The sequence below is a fragment of the Staphylococcus croceilyticus genome, from assembly GCF_002902575.1.
Taxonomy (GTDB): domain Bacteria; phylum Bacillota; class Bacilli; order Staphylococcales; family Staphylococcaceae; genus Staphylococcus; species Staphylococcus croceilyticus.
In genome coordinates, this window is sequence record NZ_PPRD01000111.1 from 680 (window position 1) to 23,596 (window position 22,917).

Genomic DNA, 22,917 nt, shown 5'->3' on the forward strand with positions numbered 1-22,917 from the left:
ACATTTATCAAATGGTCCTATCGAAGGTTTTAATAATAAAATTAAAGTTCAAAAACGCATAGCCTACGGTTATCGCAACTTTGAAAATTTTAAATGTCGCATAATAGTCAAAGAACGATTATTTAAGAAAATAAAAAGGAAAACAAGACTAAAAAAGTCTGATTTCCTCTTCGTCGCTTAATTTAATTGTATTTAAATAATTTTTTTATTTATCATCCGATGTTTGCGTAGAACCAAAAGAGGTTAAGCAGAAACTCATATAAGTCTCTGCTTAACCTCTTTCATATCACAAATAATATTTCTAATTCATTTGAGTTGTTTCACGTTCATGGATTCAATTCTCGCTACAAAAATTGAATCCACTACTTTCTTATACTTTGAGGATATTGTTAGTTAAACAAATGTAATAGATATCATCGCTACAAAATATCTATGTATTGTTCTAACATACTTATTAATATCCGTTAGACAAGAATTTAAACATTTTATTTACGAATTATTTACATTTTCACTAGTGCTTTTTTTACGAAGACCTATGCCAGTGAAACCATAAATAATTGCTAAAACAGCACATAAATAACATGGCACTGTCCAAATGAAGAATTGATCAACTGAAACCCCTAGCTGTTGAGTGTAATAAATACCTGATGTTCCCCAAGGTATTAATGGTAACACCATAGTACTTGAATCTTCTAATGTTCTGGATAAATTACTTCTATCTAAGTTCATATCTTCAAACATGTCTTTCATCAATACACCGACCATAATAATAACGATAGAAGCTACCCCTGCAGCGAACACCATCATTAAACAACATATCACAGTAATCAATATTAACGTACCAACTGATTTTACGCCTTTAGCTACAGTTTGTAACATAACGTCTAAACAACCTGATTTTTCTACTATACCTGCAAAGGCATAGCCACAAAAGATGGTAACAATGATTTCTGTCATACTCATCATTCCACCTTGTTCCATTAAGGTCTTAGCATTTTCAGAAAAGTGGCTCATACCAGTCATTTCAGGTTTAAAACCATCAAATGTTGCTTTAAAACCATCAACAATATTGAAATGATTATTCAATGTACCTACGATAAGCGCACTTACACTAGAAGCTAGCATTGACGGTACCGTAGAAACTTTACATAATAAGCAAACTATGATGACTAGTAAAGGGACCCACACCCAAATATTTATATTATAGGCTGTTGAGAGTTCATTTAATAATGCCTTAATTTGTTTTGAATTGGCACTACTTTTGGAATTTAAACCTGCGAAAAACCAAACAATAATACCAACAATTGAAGCTGGAATAGTAGTCCACATCATTGCTCTAATATGAGAAAAGATATTAATCTTAGTGACTAATGCAGCTAAGTTTGTTGTATCTGAAAGTGGTGACATTTTATCACCAAAAACAGCACCGGCTATAATTGCTCCTGCTGCCATTCCTAAATTCATATCTAATTGGCCAGCAATTGAGATTAAAGCGATACCAGCTGTAGAAGCTGAACCCCACGCTGTACCAGTAGCAACACTACAAATTGCTGAAATTATAAATGCAGATACTAAGAAATAATTAGGATTAAGAAATTTCAAACCATAATAGATTAATGCTGGCACTGTACCTGAATACATCCAACTCCCTACGATGATCCCGACTGCTAAAATGATAAAAATGGCAGGCATCGCAGTCGTTAATCTATGAGTAATCCCTTCTTCTAAATCATTCCATCTAAGCCCTACTCGAAAAGCGATTAAAGCAGCATAGGCTGAAGATATTAATAATAAAACTTGAATAGGTATATTAAAAACAATAAAGCCTGTGGTTACAACAATCACCATCACGATTATTGTAGATATTGCTTCAAAAAATGTTGGTTTTCTTTTCATAATCATCCCCCTTAATTAATTTTTAAAAAACCTCTTTTCTGTTAAATTTCATTCTATACACTTCCACTTTCGTACTATTCTAATCCTAGTTTATCTAAACCTAACTCTTCTACAGTCAATCCCTCATTAAAGAAATCTCTTTCTAAAATAGTAGAAGCAATCATAATAACGGCATCAATGTTAGGCGTATCTACATCAATGGCACGTCCTAGACTTGACCATAAAACAAGGCCATACGCTATATCCTCTGTTAGGTATCGATTTTGTACCGAATTAGGTCCTGGAATTTGAGAGAATACTGGACTTGTGTTAAATAAACGATTTAATGGTTCATCTTCATCTTTTCTTTCTAAATAACCGCGTTGGATACGTGCTTCTTTGGCAGTTAATAATTCGAACCCTAATTTACGTCCTAGTGTTAAACGCTCTAATTCAATGGCGTGTAATAATCTAACTGTATGTTTTGTAATTCCTTCTTTATATAATGCAAATGAATCAGCATAATCTATACGCCCTACATTAAGTAATGTTGGTCCTGGATGAACTTCTGGATTACCATTTTCTAAATTAGTCTTCCATAAGTTTTCCTCTTTAACTAAGTAAGGATAAATTTGACTTACTTTTTCAAAGCTTTCACTTAACTCATCTTTCTTATATGTTGAGAAGAAGACTTTACGTACTTTAAGTGATAAATCTACGCGCGCCTCTTCGAAATCTACACGTGTACCATATGTTAATGTATTAGCTTCCGCAAACTTAGGTTGCACGTCAATATGACGATCTTCTAGTACATTCATAAAACGAATTGAAGCCATTGCAGCAGCGATATTAAAGAAGATTAATTGATCATTTGTTACATGTTCTGCCATAATCTTCGCGTAATATTCAATATATGAAGAAGGAATGACAACTTGAATAATTTCAGCATCTTTCAATACGTAAGAAATATCATCACTTATATCAGTAAATGGAATGAATTTTTCTTCTCCTTCATCGTTGTAGTCAAACCCGCCTTTATCTATCGCGTTTTTGAATTTTTTTATTGATGAATTTCGACAATATAACTTCACATCATGTCCTTGGTCTACCATATCTACCGCGGCAGTAACTGCCCCGTTACCTGATCCTACAACTGCTATTTTCATTTAATAACCCTCATTTCTTTTTATTTATTGAAAATTAAAATATATAAAAATAACTCCTAAATCAGTCTAAAAGTCACATTCAAAAAATAAAGGGCGCGGGACAGAAATTAAAATAATTTCGTTGTATCCCCAGCTTGCTTTGTTTGTAGACTTTCTTTTCGAAAGTCTTTGTGCTGGGGCCCCGCCCGCCAGGCAAAGATAACTAGAATTGAAAAAAGCTTGATATAAGCGTATTTTCAATTCAGTTAGCTACTGCCAAAATGTGAGATGAGCCTGTAACATACTTAATGTCCCAGGCTCTCTTAAACATATTATCGTTATATATAACCGTCTTGGAAAAATTTTAAACAAGACCATAAATTATAATTTAAAATTCACTAAAATATAATTTAAAACTTTGTTATATTTAAAGTGAGAAATGTATTTTTTCTAAAAGGAGTTTTTATATGCCAGAAAATTATAATTATCAACCCAATCAACAAATCATCAATGACAACAATGATGACGCACGCTTGATGTCTATGCTTATTTTCTTATTAGGCTTTTTTACCTCTATAATTGGTCCAATCATTCTTTGGGCTATCAAGCGAAACGAAGCCCGTCTTATTGATCAAGCTGGTAAAAATTACTTTAACATGGTTATTTCATATTTTATTTGGAATATCGTTGTAGGAATTTTATTTATTCCTATTTTTGCTGGTTTTGCGATAAATAATGATACATTATCTATCTTTTTAGGTTTATTAGTAGTTATTTTATTTATTGCGCTTTTTGTTCTTTCTATTCTGTATTTCATATTTCACATAGTGGCCTGTGTAAAATATTTTGGTGGCAAAGAATATGTGGTTCCGCTTTCTATTCGAATTTTTAAATAGAAAGTTATAGACCTTATTTATTACAATATTTTGTAATATTAAAAAACTCTATGTAAGTTAAAACTATTCAATTTTCATAGGAAACACGCGCTTTGTAGGTTTTATTACAGCCTGTAACCTTGGACATGCTTCTATTACGAAGTTGTTCAAGGTTTTTGTGTTTCATTTACGAAAGCGTGACATCGCCCATAACCTCAAAATAATTTGCTAAAGTATGTGTTGTCGTTGGGAGCGACAATTAACTATTAAATTTTTAGATTTAAAGCTTCTTCAACATATCGCTAATTAACCAATTGTTGAAGACAAATTTGGGAGGACTTATTACTATGAATAAAATTATAACTATTTCAACATTAACAGCTGGCATTGGTGTATCAACATTAGGATTAAATGCAAACCATGCAGACGCTGCCGAATATAATCACAATCCAGTACCACAACAACACTCACAATATGGCTATCATCATCAATCATATGGTCAATTTATGCCACAAGATCACCAAAATTATAATAATAACGGACAATGGCACCCACAGTTGAATCATTATCAACCAAGTGGATATCAACAACATTTCCAACAACAATCATTCTCTAATACACAAAGCGCATCAAATACGACGTCTAGTACTAGTAATTCATCATCAAATGATATTACTAGTAGTTCAAGGGCCTCTTCAACTACGACATCAACTTCAACGCAAACAACATCATCTACCTCAGGCAACTTATATACATCAGGACAATGTACTTGGTACGTATATGATAAAGTTGGCGGTAAGATTGGCTCAACTTGGGGCAATGCAAATAACTGGGCAAGTGCAGCTCAAGCAGCAGGCTATACAGTAAATAATACTCCTGCTAAAGGTTCTATTCTTCAAACTACTCAAGGAAGCATGGGACATGTGGCTTACGTAGAAAGTGTAAATAGCGATGGTTCAATCACTATTTCTGAAATGAATTATACTGGCGGTCCTTATGTAGTAGATACTCGTACGATTTCATCTAGTCAAGCAAGTTCATATAACTATATTCATTTATCTTAAAAAATTAATAAATATTAATATCTGATTTATAGAAAATTCAACCTTCTAGTTTGGTGTCTTCGTCTTCGAGCTAGAAGGTTGTTTTGAATTTATATATATACTTTGAGAAAATATGTTTATTACTATTTATACTGCAAGGAGGTTTTACGATGCAGTGGTTAAAAGTAATACTTGCCGGTTTAATAGAAATAGTTTGGGTAGTTGGATTAGATAATGCTCATAATTTCCTCACATGGCTATTTACTTTAGTATTTTTATCTCTCAGTTTTTATTTAATGCTATCTGCTTCTAATCATTTACCAGTAGGCACAGTTTATGCCGTGTTTGTCGGCATAGGAGCTGCTGGTACAGTTATTACTGACATGCTATTTTTTAATCAATCATTTTCCATTACTAAAATGGGTCTACTAATATTACTCCTTATAGGTATTATTGGTCTAAAACTTTCTACTAATGATCAGAATGAAGGAGGAATATAAGATGTCCTGGATATGCTTAGTGATAGCTGGATTATTAGAAGTGTTAGGCGTTGTGTGGTTAAATGAATTTGCTCGCACAAAAAGAAAGTGGCTCATTATCGTTATGGCCATTACATTTATATTCAGTTTCAGCTTTCTTAAAATGGCGATGTCGACAATTCCAATGGGTACCTCATATGCTATATGGACAGGTATAGGGACCGCGGGTGGCGCTATCGTTGGAATGATTTTTTATAATGAATCTAAACATTTTATGCGCCTCTTTTTTATTTCATTAATTTTAATCTCGGTAATCGGATTGAGACTTCTCCAATGATATATAAAATTTTTAATTTGTATACGTTTTCTTCTTTTATTATACTTAAAGAGAATTACACGTTAAGGAGTGAGTTTAATGGAAAAAGTTTACATCGCTGGAGCAATTCCTGAAGTAGGATTAAATTTACTTAAAGAACATTTCGAAGTTGAAATGTATGAGGGTGATGGCATTATAGATAAAGAAACGCTTAAAGAAGGCGTAAAAGATGCTTCTGCCCTAATTAGTATTTTATCTACTAACGTTGACCAAGAAGTGATTGATAGTGGTAAAAACCTTAAAATCATCGCTAACTACGGTGCAGGTTTCAATAATGTAGATGTCAATTATGCACGTGAAAAAGATATTGATGTAACGAATACACCAAAGGCTTCTACAGCTTCAACTGCTGAATTAACTTTCGGCTTAGTACTTGCAGTAGCACGTCGTATCGTTGAAGGTGATAAGTTATCACGTACTAAAGGATTCGATGGGTGGGCTCCTTTATTCTTCAGAGGACGCGAAGTTTCAGGTAAAACAATAGGCATTATAGGTCTTGGAGAAATTGGTGGTGCTGTAGCTCAACGCGCTAAAGCTTTTGATATGGATGTTCTTTATACAGGACCTCATCAAAAGAAAGAAAAAGAACGTGAAATTGGTGCTAAATATGTAGATTTAGATACCTTACTTGAAAATGCAGACTTCATTACTATCAACGCTGCATATAAACCTGATTTACATCACATGATTGACACTGAACAGTTTAAGAAAATGAAACAAACTGCTTATTTAATTAACGCTGGCCGTGGTCCTATCGTAAATGAAGAGGCTTTAGTTAAAGCACTAAATGATAAAGAAATCGAAGGCGCTGCCTTAGATGTATATGAGTTTGAACCTGAAATTACTGAAGGCTTAAAATCATTAGACAATGTAGTAATCACTCCACATATCGGTAATGCTACATTCGAAGCTAGAGATATGATGTCTAAAATTGTCGCAAATGATACGATTAAAAAATTAAACGGTGAAGAACCACAATTTATCGTTAATAAATAATTGAACTAAAAAGAGGATTGAATCGATAGTAGTTTTAATACTATTAATTCAATCCTTTTTACATGTTATTTATTTTTAGCTTTGTATAAAAATTTTGTTTGGCTACTTACAAGACGTGTAGGTGTCATTTTCATAACACGATTTCGTACTTTAGTTGTTAAAGTGCCCTCTTTTTGTGCTATATTTCCTATTTTACGTGAACGTTTAATCACTTTAGCTGTATGTTTAACACGCAATTTATCATAACGTGCTAAAGCTTTTTCAAAATCATACGAACTTAAACAATTAGTTAATACAATAGCATCTTCCATCGCTTGACCAGCGCCTTGACCCATATTAGGCGTCGTCGCATGAGCTGCATCACCTAATAATATAGTACGACCATAAACAAACGTTTTTAATGGTTTCATATCATATAAATCATTTGTGATAATATCCGTTTCACTTTGTTTATCTAAGATTTGACGTACTTCTTCAGGATAATTATTAAAATATGCTTGTAAATGTGGTTTTTCAAATGAACGGTACTTTGGATCCTTTTCCGAAGCATTAATCGTAATAAACCAATAAGCTTGATTATTAATCATTGGCACGATTCCGACGCGTCCTTTTTGGCCCCAATACTCATTTGCGCTATCACTGTGCTTCAAGTCCGCTTCATCTACTAAACCTCTAAAGCATGTATATCCTTGGTATAAAATTTTTGCTTCAGGTTGTACGGTCTGTCTAACCGCGGAATGAATGCCATCAGCCCCAATACACATATCGAAGGATTGGCTCGCATGATTTGAAAAGTGAACCATCACTTGCGTATCTTCATTATCCACTTTAGTCACTTGATAGTCTGTGAAAATTGTATCAGGTTGAACGTAAGATTGAATTAACTCAATCAACGTTTGACGAGGCAACGTAACATTCAGTGTATCTTCTTTAAGTTTTGCAGCCGTTAATAATTTGCCTTTATCATCAAACACATCCATAGAAGTTAAATTTTGACCTGCATTTTTAATACCTTTCGCCAAATCATGGTTACCAAGTTTTCGTAAAACATTGTCCCCAATACCAATGCCTGCACTAACTTCTTGAATAGTTGATCTCTTTTCAAAAATTTTGACATCATGTCCTTGCTCTTGTAATAGTGCAGCAGCAGTGAGCCCTCCAATACCGGCACCTATAATTGCAATTTTCATTTATTTACACCTCAGAATTTAAATTCTTATTCATTTTAACATATTGCCTTATACCCTAAATATCCTCTATATAATTTAAACTTTTAATTAAATTAAAAAATGAAAGAGTACGGGACAATCCCTTATACTCTCTCACTTTAAATTACTTATTTTCAATTTTTAGATATGTAATAATTACGTCTTATTTTATCCTTTTTAATTCCAAAATGGTCATAATATTCTTTCATATACGTAGCTATTTTATCTGGCCATTCTATATCACTGGCATACTGATGTTGTCCTGGATTCTGTGGATTCCAACGCATTTGATAGAGTGTGCGTTGTTCATTGTCAAAGTAAGTTGAGCGAATAAATTTAGCTCCACCTAAAATAGCCATGCGTGGTGACGTCCATTGTTGTTCTTTGGCATAACTCTTACCAGTATGTATAGCGTCCTCATCAAAAGCTCCAATGCCGAAGAAATTGTAATATTGATGATTACCATCTTTTATACCTTGAGCAAGCTCTGATTTACCATTATTCGTTTCCACTCTTGCGTGGCTAATCAAATAAAGGATATTCACGCCATATTTATCTTGCGCTTCTATAAATGCATTAGCCTGATTCTCTAATATACCTTTCCCTTTGAGTATATGCGTTACTTCCTCTTTCGACATTGGCACGGTATGGTAAAGATCCATATATTTTAAATTATTGTCATCTTTTTTAATTTGCATCGCTTGTTCCACTTCAGTATTGCTTGCTGTGGAGAAGTCACCATTTTTATCAATTGTATTAACAAGATCTGATTGAGTCTGTTTACGCACTGCTTCTTGAAAATGATAATTGAGGTCACTTCTTAAAATATTCGTTTTATTAAAAATCAATAATACTACTAAAGCAATTAACACCAGTACTAACAATATCATAGGAAACTTTAAATGGTTATATTTCTTCATAGCTACGTTAAACTCCTGTTTAGCTTATTTAGATAAAAAGAAATAAGCGATAATTATAACAATCACTACAATTGCAAATGATAAATTAATTATTATTTTCATACCTGTACGATCACGAAACATGACGTTAAATATGACTAAACTGATTGCTAAAGATACTGCAAACATTGAAATTGCCAAAACTAATTGCATCATAATTAAAAAAATAATTCCTAATACGATAAAGACATTAGAAATGATTGTCATTATTTTAAGTGCTTTTGGATGAATAAGTCCTCACCCCTTTATGTAAATTCATATATAATCAACCATACCACAATTTGTACTTCCATGGCTTATAAAATAATAAAAAGAAATCCTTATTAAGAGTTAGATACTTAGAGTATTACTCCTAATAAGGATTTCATATGTGTAGTTAATTAGTCTTCGTCTCTAGACATACCTTTAAGTAAGTTCAACATGTAAGTTAAACTACGGTTCATATCATCATCTTTAAGCACACCCATTAAACCACGTACTGTTGTTTTAGCATTAGGGCTAGCTTGGTTTGCCACGTGAAGACCTTTATTCAATTTATTCAAGAATTGACTTAACTCTTGAACGTTTAACTCACCTAACATGAAGACCATAGGTGCTAAATTAGTAATTAACCCAGCATATAAATCTTTATTAAGCTCAGTCATAAATTTATTGATAATCACTTGACGACCTCTAATTCCACCATTCATTAAATCAAGAATTTTAGCTTCGTCTAGTGCTTTAACAATACGTATTGCTTTTAAAATACTATCTTTATTTTCAGCAATTGCATCTGTCACTTCAATTAAACTTTCTTGCTTAATTTGCTCTTTAGACTTTTCTAAACGATTAATTTTAGTAATTCTTTCAGCCATTATTTATCCACCACATTTCCTGGGAAAACATAATCTGGACGTTCCCATTTTTTCTGTACTTGGACACTATATTGCGGATGACGGTGTTTATCAACACGGAAGTTTGTTGGGTTCAATGGTGATTTACCTTTACGTGTTAATACTTCCATACGACAACTTGTACGTTTATATGAAGGTGTATCAGTGTATTTATCAACATCGCTGTTTGTTAATTTATTGATGGCACCTAAGTCACCGTTAGACATCGCATCATTATTTAATGGAATGTAAATTTCTTTGCCTTTTACGCGATCTGTAATTGTTGCAATTAATGTTGCTTCACCAGTTTCTGAAATTAATCTTAATTCAGCACCTTCATGAATATCACGTTCTTTGGCAAGTTCTGGAGAAATTTCAACGAATGCGTTAGGCATTTTGTATTTAACCATTTCAGTTTGATAAGTCATATTACCTTCATGGAAGTGTTCAAGTACACGACCGTTATTTACATGTAAATCATAGACTTCATCTTCTTTGAAGAAGTTATCAAAAGTTAATGGGAATAGTTTTGCACGTCCATTATCAAAGTTAAAGCCGTTCATATACAATGTTGGTTCGTCTGTGCCGTCTGGAGCAACAGGCCATTGTAAACTATTAAAGCCTTCTAAACGATCATAACTTACACCTGAGTATGATGGTGTTAAGCGTGCCACTTCATCCATGATTTCTGAAGGATGAGTGTAGTTCCAATCTGCGCCCATTCTTTGAGCGATTAATTGAAAGATTTCCCAGTCTGGTTTAGAGTCGCCTAATGGTTGTAACGCTTTATTAATACGTTGAATACGACGTTCAGTATTAGTGAATGTTCCGTCTTTTTCAAGGGATGGACTTGCTGGTAATACAACATCAGCATATGTTGCTGTGAATGTTAAGAACTCATCTTGTACAACTAAGAATTCTACTTTTTCTAATGCAGATTGTACGAAGTTGATGTTAGAGTCTACGATACCAGTATCTTCACCGTATAAGTATAATGATTGAATTTCACCGTTATGGATACCTTCCATCATTTGGTGATTGTCGCGTCCTGGTTTAGGATTTAATTTCACACCGTATTCTTTTTCAAACTTAGCTCTTACTTCATCATTATCTACTTTTTGGTAACCTGGGAATTGGTCTGGCATACTTCCCATGTCACTTGCACCTTGTACGTTATTGTGACCACGTAATGGATATGCACCTGAGCCAGGTTTTCTATAGTTACCTGTTACAAGTAATAAGTTTGAGATTGCTGTACTTGTATCACTACCGATATCTTGTTGAGTAACACCCATAGCCCAACAGATTGACATTGATTCTGCTTTAGCAGCTTCTTCAGCAAAGCTAATGATTTGTTCTTTAGGAATACCTGTTGCGTCTTCCGCAAATTCCATTGTAAATAATTCTAATGATTTATAGTATTCATCAAAGTTGTCTACCCAATCATTTAAGAATTGTTTGTCATGTAAATCGTTATCAATGATATATTTCGTTACAGCACCTAACCATACTAAGTCAGTACCTGGTTTAGGTTGATAGAATGCATCGGCACGTTCAGCCATTTCATGTTTTCTGATATCAAATACGTGCATTTTTGAGCCAAATAATTTTTGACCACGTTTAATACGTGAGGCAATTACTGGATGTGCTTCAGCAGTATTTGTACCAATTAATACTGTCATAGCTGCTCTTTCTAAATCGTCAATTGAACCTGAGTCACCACCGTGACCAACAGTACGGAATAATCCTTTTGTTGCTGGTGCTTGGCAATATCTAGAGCAGTTATCAACGTTGTTTGAGCCAAATACTTGGCGAGAAAGTTTTTGCATTAAGTATGATTCTTCATTTGTACCTTTAGAAGAAGCGATAAATGCTAAATGGTCGCCGCCGTATTCGTTTTTAATACGTTTGAAGTTTGTTTCAATTACATCAAGTGCTTCATCCCATTCTACTTCGTGGAATTCGCCATCTTTTCTCACAAGCGGTTTAGTTAAACGTTGATCAGAATTGATGTGACCCCAAGAGAATTTACCTTTAACACATGTTGCAATTTTATTTGCCGGTGAATCGTGTGATGGTTGCATTTTTAAGATTTCTCTATCTTTAGTCCATACATCAAATGAGCAACCTACACCACAATATGTACAAACTGTTTTCGTTTTCTTAATGCGTTCTTTACGCATTTCTGCTTCTGAATCTGAAACTGCGAATAATAAACCATCGCCTGGTTCAGCTTTCTTAGTTAAGTCGATCATAGCTGCTAATGAACCTGGTTCAGTATCAGTCATATAACCTGCATTACCTTCCATATTAACTTCCATCATTGCGTTACATGGACAAACTGTTGCACATTGACCACAAGATACACATGATGATTCATTAATAGGTACGTCATTATCCCAAATTACACGCGGATGTTCACGATCCCAGTCAATTGAAATTGTTTCGTTTACTTCAATGTCTTGACAAGCTTCGACACAACGTCCACATAAGATACATTGGTCTGGATCATAACGATAGAATGGACCGTAATCTTTTTCGTAAGGTTTTTCTTTATATTCATATGATTGTTCTTGTAAGCCCCATGCGTCCATAGCATTATGAATTTCACAGTCACCATTGTTATAGTCACACACTGTACAATACAACATATGTTTTTCTAAGATTCTGTCTAATGCTTCTTTTTGACTCGCTTTTACATCGTTATTTTGAGTATTAACAGTCATAGGACGATCTACAACCGTACTACACGCACGTTCAATTTTGCCGTCAATTTCAACCATACATGTATCACATGTTTGAATTGGTCCCATCGATTCGTTATAGCAAATTGAAGGCACGAAAGTATCACGAGATTTAATGAATTCAAGCAAATTCGTTCCAGGTTCCACAAGATAATCTGTACCGTCAAGCGTCAAGATTAAATGTTCTTGCATACTTTCCACCCCATCTATATTTTTTACCGTAAAATTGTCTAATTAAAAAATATTCCATTCCAATACCCCACATATATTGAACATAGAATTACTTTAATTGTATAACTATTTGTGAATATTGTTAAGACTTTCGTAAATTTTTTTCAATTTTTAAAGTTTTAAAACATAACAATAATTAAGTTTAATAAACTTATTGTATTGTACCTTTTTTGTATAATTACAAACTACATTTTCAAAAAAAGTAAAAAAATAAACACACCTACTCTTTGTTTAACAGAAAAGTTAGAGTAAGCGTGTTTATGAAGATAATAAATTAGTTAGTTAAATTGTTATTAAGTATATCTGAAGCTTGTTGTTTAGAAGAATCATTCGGAATAAAGTACCATAAGCCGTCACTTTGAATACCGCCTTGGCCTTCTAATTGATGACGATTTACAGTATTATTAGCATCTTTATAATTGCTTCTAACCGCATTCATATCACTTAAAGTTAAGTCTGTAGTTACATTCTTTTGAATTTCTCCTATTAATGAAGGAAAATGTGTCAATGCAGAGGCGCTTGTCATTTTATTAGCCATCGCTTGTAAGACAAGTTGTTGACGTTCTTGACGACCAAAGTCTCCGCCCGCACCTTCTTCTTTACGACTTCTAATAAATTCCATAGCAGTTTTGCCATCGACATGTGTTTTTTGACCTTTAGTAAACTGGGTACCATTTACAGTAAACGTATCATTACTTACGACATCCACGCCACCTAAAGCATCAATCATCTCATGTAATCCGTCCATATCAACAGTAGCATAATGGTCCACAGGCACATTCATTAATTTCTCAATCGACTTAACTGCCATCGTTGGTCCACCGTAAGCATAGGCATGGTTAATTTTTTCTGTTGTATTATGTCCTACAATCTGTGCTTGTGTATCACGTGGGATACTTACAATTTCTGTCGTCTTTTTCGCTGGATTTATCGATAACAACATAATTGTATCACTACGTTCTCCATCATTTGTACTTTTACGTTGAGCATCAGAATCCACACCAAATAATGCAATCGTAAATGGGTCACCATTTTTTAAGCTAACATTTTTAGAACGTAATTCTGAATGTTGACGATTTAAGGGGTTATGAATTTTATCCCCAGTAATATAAATACTAGCTCCTATGAATATAACTGCTGCAATGGCTAATACAACTAAAATTCCAATTAACCATAGTAAAATCTTTACGGGCAGGCTCATTTTATTTCGAGTGCTACGCATCCTACCACTCCTATCTTATTTTGTGAAATATATATCTATATCATTATATATGAAAATTATTTATTTTCTATACATCTCAAGTTGTAATTTTCACAAAATTAAGATAATCTAGAGGCTATTTCAAATATCCGCTTCCTTCATTTAAAATAGATAACATTTCTTCATGACATCCTTTATTACTAATAATAAATGGTCCGCCCTTAGCATAGTCTAATGGCCCTCCGTCTATACGTGTTATCTTCAAGCCTAGTTGTTCAGCAAATAAGAATTGCGCCGAAATATCCCATGGTTTAGGATCCGTATTAAAATGAGCGCCAAATTGACCTTTAATCACTCGTATTGAATCTAAACCACATGAACCGATATATCTCACGCCAAATGCCGCATCATATAATGCTTTATTGGCGCGATCATTAATATATTCAGAGCCAAAAGAAATAACTGCGTCTTCCAATTTTACCTCTTTTGGTGGTTGTAAAGGTTGGTCATTCATGTAAGCGCCTTGACCTTTAATCGCTTTATAAAGTTTTTTATGTGGATAATCATAGATATAAGAAAGTTGTGGTTCTCCATCTTCAAAGTAAGCAAGAATAATACAATAATCTTCCTGCTGTTTAACTAAATTGGCTGTACCGTCAATAGGATCCATAATCCATAGGTGCCCTTCATACGGCTTAATTGAATCATTGTTTTTTTCTTCACCTAACAATTGATGGCCGGGAAAATGTTCAGCAAGATAGTCTTCAAATTGTTGTTGCAACTGTTTATCTACATTTGTTACTAAATCAAAGCGGTCCACTTTAGTATCTGTAGTCATTTTAGCAATTAAATTTGGTATCACATTGTCTAAATGTTCAAGCCATTGTGCAATGTGTTGATCGATATGTTGAAGTTGGTTTAGTTCCATCTCTTGCACCTCATTTATATTATTTCATTTTATTTTATCTCAAAATCATAATTCTTTATAGATTTAACTATAGAAATAAAAAAATCGGCTAGTCATTTGCTAGCCGACAAATAGAAAGGAAAGTAAGTAATAAATATTGAAGATGTTTCGATGTAACTCGAACGATTCATAATAAGCTATCTGTTATATAGCTTCTACCCCTTTGTTTGAATTCGTTCTCCCCTGTTACAAATATTATATTAGCATAAAAATATTATATATGTAAGCGTTTTCCAAATAAAATATGTTTATTTTTACACCTAAAATCTACTATTAGGCATTAAATGTCTTACATCTCAGTCTTATGTTATAATTAATGTAATATGTAACGCATGATTGTTATTAGAGTAATCTTAATTATAAAGGCTGAAAGAATACCTTTCTCAATCGAGAAAACGTAATTTTTTAACGACAGGAGCTTACTATTCATAAGTGACCAACGTTATGTGTGCGGTGACTATAAGTGAAAGGGTTTGTCTCCAGTCTGATATGTAATGTCTGCGGGCGGTGAAAATATTGAATAAACAAGAAAGACAAAATCAAATTATTTCAGCTATACAACAAGGACATAAAGTCAAAGCTTCAGAATTAGCACAACAGTTTAATGTCTCAGTGCGGACAATTACTCGAGACATGGCTGAATTAGAAGCGAAAGGTGTTGAACTTTACACTTCTAAAGGTAAACGTGGAGGCTATATGATTCATAATGCTGAAGAAAGTATTCAACTTAATTTAAATGAACAACAAACTATTGCCTTATTCTTAACTTTAATTGAAAGTAAATCTTATTCAACGTTGCCTTATGCTGACTCAATTGAAACTATTATCAACCAATGTCTCAATTTGTCTAATGTTCGACTTCGCCATTCATTAAGACACATGAATGATTTCATCAAATTTGAAGACACTCAGGATATTACATTGCCTCAATTATTCGCCGATATTTTAATTTATAGCAATGAACGTCACGTCATGCTGATTGATTTTCAAGAAGATGAAAAGTATATCGCTGAAAATGTGATTTTTATAGGCTTACTTTGTCGTAATGGCACATGGTTGGCTATCATTTATGAAATAGGTTCAGGTCGCACACGCGAATTACCTGTACTTGATATATATGACATTTCTTATTCTTTTGAAAAAAACGATTAAAACTTACGATATAACTATTGATAACTATACTGAATTTTTAAATCCAGTTGAGGAAGAAGAACAGTAATAACTTGATGCAGTTTTCTTCCTCGATTGGCCTATACTCCTTCTCTTCGCTTCACTTCCCACATTTTCCTAAAAGGAGCAACGCAATGACAAACGCTCATCTACCTATTAACTATCAACATAATTTAATAGAATTACTCACACTTATTGAAAAAATAAAATATTACTATTTCATGGAACCAAAGCTACTCATTCAAGCTATTGAACAATTCAATATAACCGTTGACATGTATCATTCAGAAACAAATATGCAACAGCTCGAACACAATGCTAAACCTACGATACCTCTATCTCCCGCTTCTCCCTTTACTACTTATCAAAGTTTACTTCATTCACTACACCAACAACCTCTTCATCACTTTCAACAAGGCGAATTGCTCTACGATTTACATGAACGTCATCGTCGCATCTATCAAACTTACATCACTATTAAAAGCATGTTTAATGAATTATAAATATTAGCCTATTTTTAAAATAAGTTACCTCCTAACGTAAATTGTCTTTACACTGGCAACACGATATAATGAGGCTAGATTAATGTAACTTAGGAGGCAGCATTATGTTGGGTTTCTCAGTGTACTTAGGTGAGCCGTTAAATAAAGAATATATTTTAAAAATGATAGACAAAGGTTACCGTTATATATTTACATCTTTACAAATTCCTGAGGAGAATGAAGAAACGAAATTGACATATTTGGGAGAATTATGCCAATTATTACAGGACACTCCTGTAACCTACATTATTGATCTCAATCCTTCTTTACTTAATCAACAACTTTACAGTTTTTTACAACAGTATCCAAATGGGGATTTTGCGATCAGAATAGATGACCATTTAAATATGGCTTTAATGCATGAACTTTACACACATAATTTAAAATGTTGTTTTAATGCTAGCACTATGACGTCAGACATACTTAAATCAATCTACACACAAAAACATTTACCTGAAATATTATACTGCCATAATTATTATCCGAGACCAGACACTGGTCTATCACTGAGTAGTGTAAAAGAACGTAATCAATTAATTACTCAATATGATAAGGATGCGCAGATTATTGCGTTTATTCCAGGTACTACGCTAAGAGGACCTTTATTCAAAGGTTTACCTACTATAGAACATCATAGATCAACACCTACATTATTAGCTGCACATTCATTACTTACTATCGGTATCCATCACATTATGATTGGCGATTTAGCTATTAGTGATGATAAAGCTAATGCCTTAGCACAAATGATATTTCATCGTCATTTTGTTATTAGGGTTTCATCTTATTCTTCTGCCTATGCAGAACTCATATTTAGAACACATACATCGCGTATCGATGCACCAGAACATCTTATTCGTTCCAAAGATTCGAGAGCGATAAACCATCTTACTATTAAACCAAATCATCTCCATGATTGCGTGCGCAAGAAAGGTACAATTACAATCGATAACCTTTTAAATCAACGCTATGAAGGCGAACTTCAAATTATTAAATCAGAGTTACCTAGTCATCCCAACATTAATCATGTTGCTACTGTTTCTTCTGAAGATTTATATATTCTTGATTTGATTCAACCTGGCGACACATTTGAGATTATTTCTGAAAAGGAGGACTGTCTATGGAACACTTAACAACGGAAAGTAGAAATCAGCACACGATGCATTTAGATGAAATGTCTATCGCAGATGCACTAAATACAATGAACCAAGAGGATCAACAAGTAGCGCAAGTCGTAGCACACATCCTGCCACAATTACGCGACGTTATCGAACAAACAATCCAGCGTTTCCGTAGTCACGGTCGCCTTATTTACATCGGAGCAGGCACTAGTGGTCGCCTGGGCGTATTGGATGCTGCTGAATGTGTACCTACGTTTAATACTCAGCCAACTGAAGTTGTGGGGATTATTGCAGGTGGACAACAAGCGATGACTGAAGCGGTAGAAGGTGCGGAAGATAGCTTTGAAATGGGCGCTAAAGATTTACAAAATATTCATTTAACTGAAAAAGATATAGTCATCGGTATTTCAGCGAGCGGTAGAACGCCTTACGTTAAAGGTGCACTTGAATATGCGAATTCATTCAATGCAATGACAGTCGCATTATCATGTAACACTAATAGTGAGATTAGCAAATTAGCTCAGTTTCCTCTTGAAGTACCGGTGGGTCCTGAAGTGTTAGCTGGCTCAACTCGATTAAAATCTGGCACCGCTCAAAAACTCGTTCTAAATATGATTTCTACATTAACCATGATTGGCATTGGAAAAGTGTATGACAACTTAATGGTCGATGTGAAACCAACAAATTATAAATTAGAGCAACGTTCTATTCACATTATTGAAGATATTTGTGGCTTAAGTTATGAAGAAGCTTTAGATTTATATGAACGTTCTGATTCTAATTTAAAAGTTGCCATTGTAATGAACTTATGCGATACCACTAAAGAAGACGCTAAATTAAGATTATTAAATCACAACGGAGTGATTAAACAAGCTATCAAATCTTAAGGAGGCACTGCGTATGAACAAAGAACAACGACTCGCCCACGACATTTTGGATGCTGTGGGCGGAATTGAAAACGTTAGTAACATTATTCATTGTATGACACGTGTACGTTTAAAAATAATTGATGATAATAAAATTGATTACACTGAGTTAAAAAAGATTGATGGCGTACTTGGAGTTGTGAAAGATGAACGTCTTCAAGTCGTCGTCGGTCCTGGAACTGTAAATAAAGTTGCACAAGAAATGGCTAAAGTGAGTGGCACTCAATTAAGTGAAGATATCTCTCACGAACAAAACCACAAGCAACATATTGCACAACAAGCACAAGAAAATAAAGCTTCGTATACAAATAAACGTAAACAAAGCAAAATGAACCAAATTTTAAAAACAATTGCTAATATTTTCATCCCTTTAATCCCAGCTTTTATTGGTGCTGGTTTAATCGGTGGTATTGCCGCCGTCCTTAACAACTTCATCACTGCTGGTTCTATATCTGCTGATTGGGTGAAACAACTGGTTGCGGTATTAAATGTGATTAAAGATGGGATGTTAGCATACTTAGCAATCTTTACTGGTTTCAATGCTGCTAAAGTCTTTGGGGCTACACCAGGTTTGGGTGGCGTTATCGGGGGTACCACATTACTAACAGGTATTACTCCAGAACATCCAATTAAAAATATTTTTACGGGTGATCCTTTACTTGCAGGTCAAGGTGGTATTATCGGTGTTATCTTAGCAGTATGGCTACTAAGTTTAATTGAAAAAAGATTACACAAAATAGTACCAAATTCAATCGATATCATCGTAACTCCTACTATTTCACTATTAATAATCGGTCTATTAACTATATTTGTTATTATGCCTATTGCTGGATTTATTTCAGATGGTTTAGTGGGCGTTGTTAATTGGGTCATCGGCGTAGGTGGACCATTTAGTGGCTTTATCATTGGTGCTTTCTTCCTACCACTGGTTATGTTAGGGTTGCATCATATTTTCACTCCTATCCACATTGAATTGATTAATCAATCAGGCGCTACATATCTATTACCTATAGCAGCTATGGCTGGTGCAGGACAAGTAGGTGCTGCCCTTGCACTGTGGGTAAGATGTAAAAAGAATACAACTTTACGTAATGCTATTAAAGGGGCTTTACCTGTCGGCTTCTTAGGTATTGGTGAACCACTAATTTATGGGGTAACACTTCCTTTAGGTCGTCCATTTATTACAGCATGTATTGGTGGCGGTATTGGAGGGGCAGTGATCGGAGGCATCGGTCACATTGGTGCTACAGCTATTGGACCTAGTGGCATCTCTTTATTACCTTTAATCGCACATCAAAAATATCTTGGCTATATTATCGGCTTAGTCTCTGCCTATATTGGAGGATTTGTGTTCACATATTTCTTCGGTACGACTAAAGAAATGAGAAACTTAGACAAATTAGGTGATTAGATGACAAATATTATATATATCATTGATGAGAATTATAGTTCATTTTCTAAAAATGAGAAAAAATTATCACGCTTCATATTAAATTCACCACATGCCCTCTTACGGATGTCTAATCAAGAGGTCGCAGAAGAACTAAACATTAGTGTGTCAACGTTAAATCGTTTTAGTCAGAAATTAATGAATGCAAGCTTTCAAGTGCTTAGAGATGAATTAAAAACTTTATTTCCAAAACAAGTCACACCTTATAATATAGAACTTGTGAACAATGAACCTGTCGAGACATTGAAAAAGAAACTATGTGCACGTGCAGAAGAAGCGTTAAAGAAGAGTGCGAGGTTTACAGATGATAGCACCATTGATAAAATTTGCGATAAATTTAAGCAATCAGAAACTATCTTTATCTTCGGATACGGTGCTTCATTTGTTTGTGCTACTGACTTGTATCAAAAATTGTCACGCGTAGGTTTAAATGTTCAACTTATTCAAGAAACGCATCTGTTCACGACAATGTTATCAACGCATAGTGATAAAGATTGTGTTATATTTATTACCAATAACGGTGAACAAAGCGAATTACAAGCGATGACGAAAGTCGTTGCTGACTATCATATTCCTATTATTGCAATTACAAGTTCTGATAATAATCCAATAGCACGTCAGTCTGATCTTGTGTTAACTTACGGTCACTCTGATGAAAATGATTTACGTATGGGCGCAACAACTTCTTTATTTGCTCAAATGTTTACAATTGATGTACTATTTTATCGTTATGTTGCGTTAAATTATCAATCTTCTTTAGATTATATTACTCAATCAAAAATGGCTTTAGATAATTATCGAAAACATTTATCAAATATTGAATTTAAACATTAAGAAAGTATAAAAAAAGGCGATGAACATTCATCGCCTTTTTTTGAATAATGTGTTGTTTATAGTTTATTTTCAGTTTTTTATTTAAGATTGCGTGATGTATCATTTTTATGATGGCCACGAACGAAATAGTAAACTGTTACACCAGCTAAGAAAATGATACCGATAATAACAGATACTACAGTATCTTTGTTGAATAACATACCTACAAGTACTACCAATAAGAAAATAATTGTAATGATACTTGCAGGAGTACCACCAGGCATTTTGAATGGATGCCCTTCAACTTTTTCAGGGTGTAACTTTCTGAAGCGAATATGACTAATTAAAATCATAAACCAAGGAATCATACCTGGTAAAATTGAAGCACTGTATACATATACGAAAATGCTGTCTGCACCTTCAACGAATAAAGGAAGAATAACATTTAATAATGCACCAATTAAGATACCAATAGCAATGGCTAATACCGGGTAGAATGGTACACCATTTTTCATAACGCGAGTGAAGATTTTAGGCATTTGACCTTTTTGAGCTAATGTAAAAATCATCCGGCTCGCACTAAAGATACCTGAGTTACAACCTGATAATGCAGCTGTTAATACTACGAAGTTGATTAAACCTGCTGCGAAAGTGATACCAATTTTAGCAAATGTTGCTACGAATGGGCTACCAATGTTTCCTAATTGATTCCAAGGGTAAATAGAAACAATTACAAAAATAGCTCCAATATAGAAGATTAAAATACGCCAGATAACACCGTTAACTGCACTTTTAATATTCTTTTGAGGATCTTTAGTTTCCCCTGCAGTAATACCGATTAATTCAACACCTTGGTATGAACCAATAACGATTGATAATGCAAAGAAGAATCCTACTAAACCATTTGGCATGAAACCACCATGAGACCATAAATTAGAAATACCAATTGGATGGCCACCATTACCAATACCAAAGAAGATTAAACCAAAACCTGCAACAATCATTAATAAGATTGTTACTACTTTAATCATTGCGAACCAGAATTCAAATTCACCGAATGCTTTAACAGATGTTAAGTTTGCTGCTAATAAAAGTAATACTGCAATAACACCTGGAATCCAACCTGGTAAATGTGGGAACCAATAGTTCATGTATTCACCAACGGCAATAACTTCACTCATCCCTACTACAATCCACTGGAATATATTACTCCATGCTGTCATGTAACCAGCTGCTGGATGAATATAGTCACTAGCGAATGTTGCAAAAGATCCAGTTGTTGGATTTAAGTAAATCATTTCCCCCATTGCTCTCATGATTAAAAATAAAAAGATACCTGCGATTAAATACGCAAAGATAACTGAGGGACCAGTCCACTTAATTGTACTAGTTGCTCCCATAAATAAACCAACACCGATAGTCCCACCAAGCGCTATCATTCTAATTTGACGTGCACTTAGCCCCCTATGTAATTCATTGTTATCCATATAAAATAACCCCATCTCTATTTAATCTAAGGTGGAATAGTTTTATTTTTCAGAAAACCTTTTTTTGCTTTCCCTCTTTCCCTAAAAAAACATCCTTTACCTTATTGAAGTTATTATACTATAATTTGACAAAATTAAAACAAAAATTTTACAAATTTTTGAAATCGCTTCCATTACTGTCATGATTAGTGTTTGCTAATTTTAAAAAACGTCGATTTTACGCCTTTTTAACGCGTTAAAGCGAGTTACTTTTTACATATTTTTTTATTGGAAAATTTCACTTTTTTAAAATACTACTATTGTATATCAGTATTTAATGTTAAATATTTTTATATTTAGATATATCGTTTTTGTAAAAATAGAATATGTTATACTCTTCATAGATTAATTAAGGGAGCATATTAAAATGCAAGCATTAGTACAAAAGAGTGCTACAT

At 33.8% G+C, this 22,917-nt stretch carries 21 protein-coding genes and 1 pseudogene; 12 read left to right on the plus strand and 10 right to left on the minus strand.

All coding sequences use genetic code 11. The annotated features are described in order from the left end of the window. A partial coding sequence (locus CD128_RS10900; RefSeq protein WP_231917317.1) for a transposase occupies positions 1-181 on the plus strand: 181 nt, incomplete at its 5' end. A 308-nt stretch (positions 182-489) separates the two neighbouring features. Here the strand turns inward: CD128_RS10900 and nhaC are convergent. Beyond that, the gene (gene nhaC / locus CD128_RS10905) at positions 490-1,899 is read right to left on the minus strand and encodes a Na+/H+ antiporter NhaC (RefSeq protein ID WP_197730779.1); all 1,410 of its coding nucleotides are present in this window, start codon (positions 1,897-1,899) and stop codon (positions 490-492) included. 71 nt (positions 1,900-1,970) lie between these two features. Beyond that, the gene (locus CD128_RS10910) at positions 1,971-3,041 is read right to left on the minus strand and encodes an NAD/NADP-dependent octopine/nopaline dehydrogenase family protein (protein WP_103329919.1); all 1,071 of its coding nucleotides are present in this window, start codon (positions 3,039-3,041) and stop codon (positions 1,971-1,973) included. 446 nt (positions 3,042-3,487) lie between these two features. Here CD128_RS10910 and CD128_RS10915 point away from each other — a divergent pair, with 446 nt between their 5' ends. From CD128_RS10915 to CD128_RS10935, 5 genes are all read left to right on the plus strand, one after another. After that, entirely contained in the window at positions 3,488-3,916 is a 429-nt protein-coding gene (locus tag CD128_RS10915; protein WP_103329920.1) for a DUF4870 domain-containing protein, read from the plus strand. 326 nt (positions 3,917-4,242) lie between these two features. Next, entirely contained in the window at positions 4,243-4,959 is a 717-nt protein-coding gene (locus CD128_RS10920) for a CHAP domain-containing protein (protein WP_103329921.1), read from the plus strand. Between the two features lie 149 nt (positions 4,960-5,108). Then, the gene (locus CD128_RS10925; protein ID WP_103329922.1) at positions 5,109-5,438 is read left to right on the plus strand and encodes a DMT family transporter; all 330 of its coding nucleotides are present in this window, start codon (positions 5,109-5,111) and stop codon (positions 5,436-5,438) included. Position 5,439: 1 nt separating this feature from the next. Beyond that, positions 5,440-5,754 (plus strand): DMT family transporter, encoded by a 315-nt coding sequence (locus CD128_RS10930; protein ID WP_103329923.1) that lies wholly within the window; start codon positions 5,440-5,442, stop codon positions 5,752-5,754. A gap of 78 nt (positions 5,755-5,832) precedes the next feature. Continuing rightward, positions 5,833-6,789 (plus strand): 2-hydroxyacid dehydrogenase family protein, encoded by a 957-nt coding sequence (locus CD128_RS10935; protein ID WP_103329924.1) that lies wholly within the window; start codon positions 5,833-5,835, stop codon positions 6,787-6,789. A 65-nt stretch (positions 6,790-6,854) separates the two neighbouring features. Here the strand turns inward: CD128_RS10935 and CD128_RS10940 are convergent, their stop codons facing one another. The 7 genes from CD128_RS10940 to CD128_RS10970 form a co-directional block, all read right to left on the minus strand. Then, on the minus strand, positions 6,855-7,979 hold the full coding sequence (locus CD128_RS10940; RefSeq protein ID WP_103329925.1) for an FAD-dependent monooxygenase: 1,125 nt from the start codon (positions 7,977-7,979) through the stop codon (positions 6,855-6,857). Positions 7,980-8,131: 152 nt separating this feature from the next. Further along, positions 8,132-8,917 (minus strand): N-acetylglucosaminidase, encoded by a 786-nt coding sequence (locus CD128_RS10945; RefSeq protein ID WP_103329926.1) that lies wholly within the window; start codon positions 8,915-8,917, stop codon positions 8,132-8,134. Between the two features lie 24 nt (positions 8,918-8,941). Beyond that, on the minus strand, positions 8,942-9,163 hold the full coding sequence (locus CD128_RS10950) for a hypothetical protein (RefSeq protein ID WP_103329927.1): 222 nt from the start codon (positions 9,161-9,163) through the stop codon (positions 8,942-8,944). A gap of 173 nt (positions 9,164-9,336) precedes the next feature. Further along, positions 9,337-9,810 (minus strand): helical membrane plugin domain-containing protein, encoded by a 474-nt coding sequence (locus tag CD128_RS10955; RefSeq protein ID WP_103329928.1) that lies wholly within the window; start codon positions 9,808-9,810, stop codon positions 9,337-9,339. Continuing rightward, the gene (gene fdhF / locus CD128_RS10960) at positions 9,810-12,764 is read right to left on the minus strand and encodes a formate dehydrogenase subunit alpha (protein WP_103329929.1); all 2,955 of its coding nucleotides are present in this window, start codon (positions 12,762-12,764) and stop codon (positions 9,810-9,812) included. The genes CD128_RS10955 and fdhF overlap by 1 nt, the downstream gene beginning before the upstream one ends. A 313-nt stretch (positions 12,765-13,077) precedes the next feature. Next, entirely contained in the window at positions 13,078-14,025 is a 948-nt protein-coding gene (locus CD128_RS10965; protein ID WP_103329930.1) for an LCP family glycopolymer transferase, read from the minus strand. Between the two features lie 115 nt (positions 14,026-14,140). Continuing rightward, a complete protein-coding gene (locus CD128_RS10970; RefSeq protein WP_103329931.1) occupies positions 14,141-14,932 on the minus strand; it encodes an inositol monophosphatase family protein in 792 nt (263 codons plus the stop codon). Positions 14,933-15,487: 555 nt separating this feature from the next. On the opposite strand from CD128_RS10970, the pseudogene CD128_RS10975 reads away from it, so the two are divergent. The 6 genes and pseudogenes from CD128_RS10975 (at position 15,488) to CD128_RS11000 (ending at position 21,014) form a co-directional block, all read left to right on the plus strand. After that, a pseudogene (locus tag CD128_RS10975) lies at positions 15,488-16,190 on the plus strand (helix-turn-helix transcriptional regulator). 85 nt (positions 16,191-16,275) lie between these two features. After that, on the plus strand, positions 16,276-16,644 hold the full coding sequence (locus tag CD128_RS10980) for a hypothetical protein (protein WP_103329932.1): 369 nt from the start codon (positions 16,276-16,278) through the stop codon (positions 16,642-16,644). 104 nt (positions 16,645-16,748) lie between these two features. Then, entirely contained in the window at positions 16,749-17,816 is a 1,068-nt protein-coding gene (locus CD128_RS10985) for a MupG family TIM beta-alpha barrel fold protein (RefSeq protein WP_103329933.1), read from the plus strand. Beyond that, positions 17,804-18,691, plus strand: coding sequence for an N-acetylmuramic acid 6-phosphate etherase (gene murQ / locus CD128_RS10990; protein ID WP_103329934.1), 888 nt, complete (start codon positions 17,804-17,806; stop codon positions 18,689-18,691). Before CD128_RS10985 ends, murQ begins: the two co-directional genes overlap by 13 nt. A gap of 13 nt (positions 18,692-18,704) precedes the next feature. Continuing rightward, a complete protein-coding gene (locus CD128_RS10995; protein ID WP_103329935.1) occupies positions 18,705-20,141 on the plus strand; it encodes a PTS transporter subunit EIIC in 1,437 nt (478 codons plus the stop codon). After that, on the plus strand, positions 20,142-21,014 hold the full coding sequence (locus tag CD128_RS11000; RefSeq protein WP_103329936.1) for a MurR/RpiR family transcriptional regulator: 873 nt from the start codon (positions 20,142-20,144) through the stop codon (positions 21,012-21,014). Between the two features lie 77 nt (positions 21,015-21,091). On the opposite strand, the gene CD128_RS11005 is transcribed toward CD128_RS11000, so the two are convergent. Further along, positions 21,092-22,480: an amino acid permease gene (locus tag CD128_RS11005; protein ID WP_103329937.1), complete on the minus strand. Its 1,389-nt coding sequence runs from the start codon at positions 22,478-22,480 to the stop codon at positions 21,092-21,094. Positions 22,481-22,917: the final 437 nt, after the last annotated feature.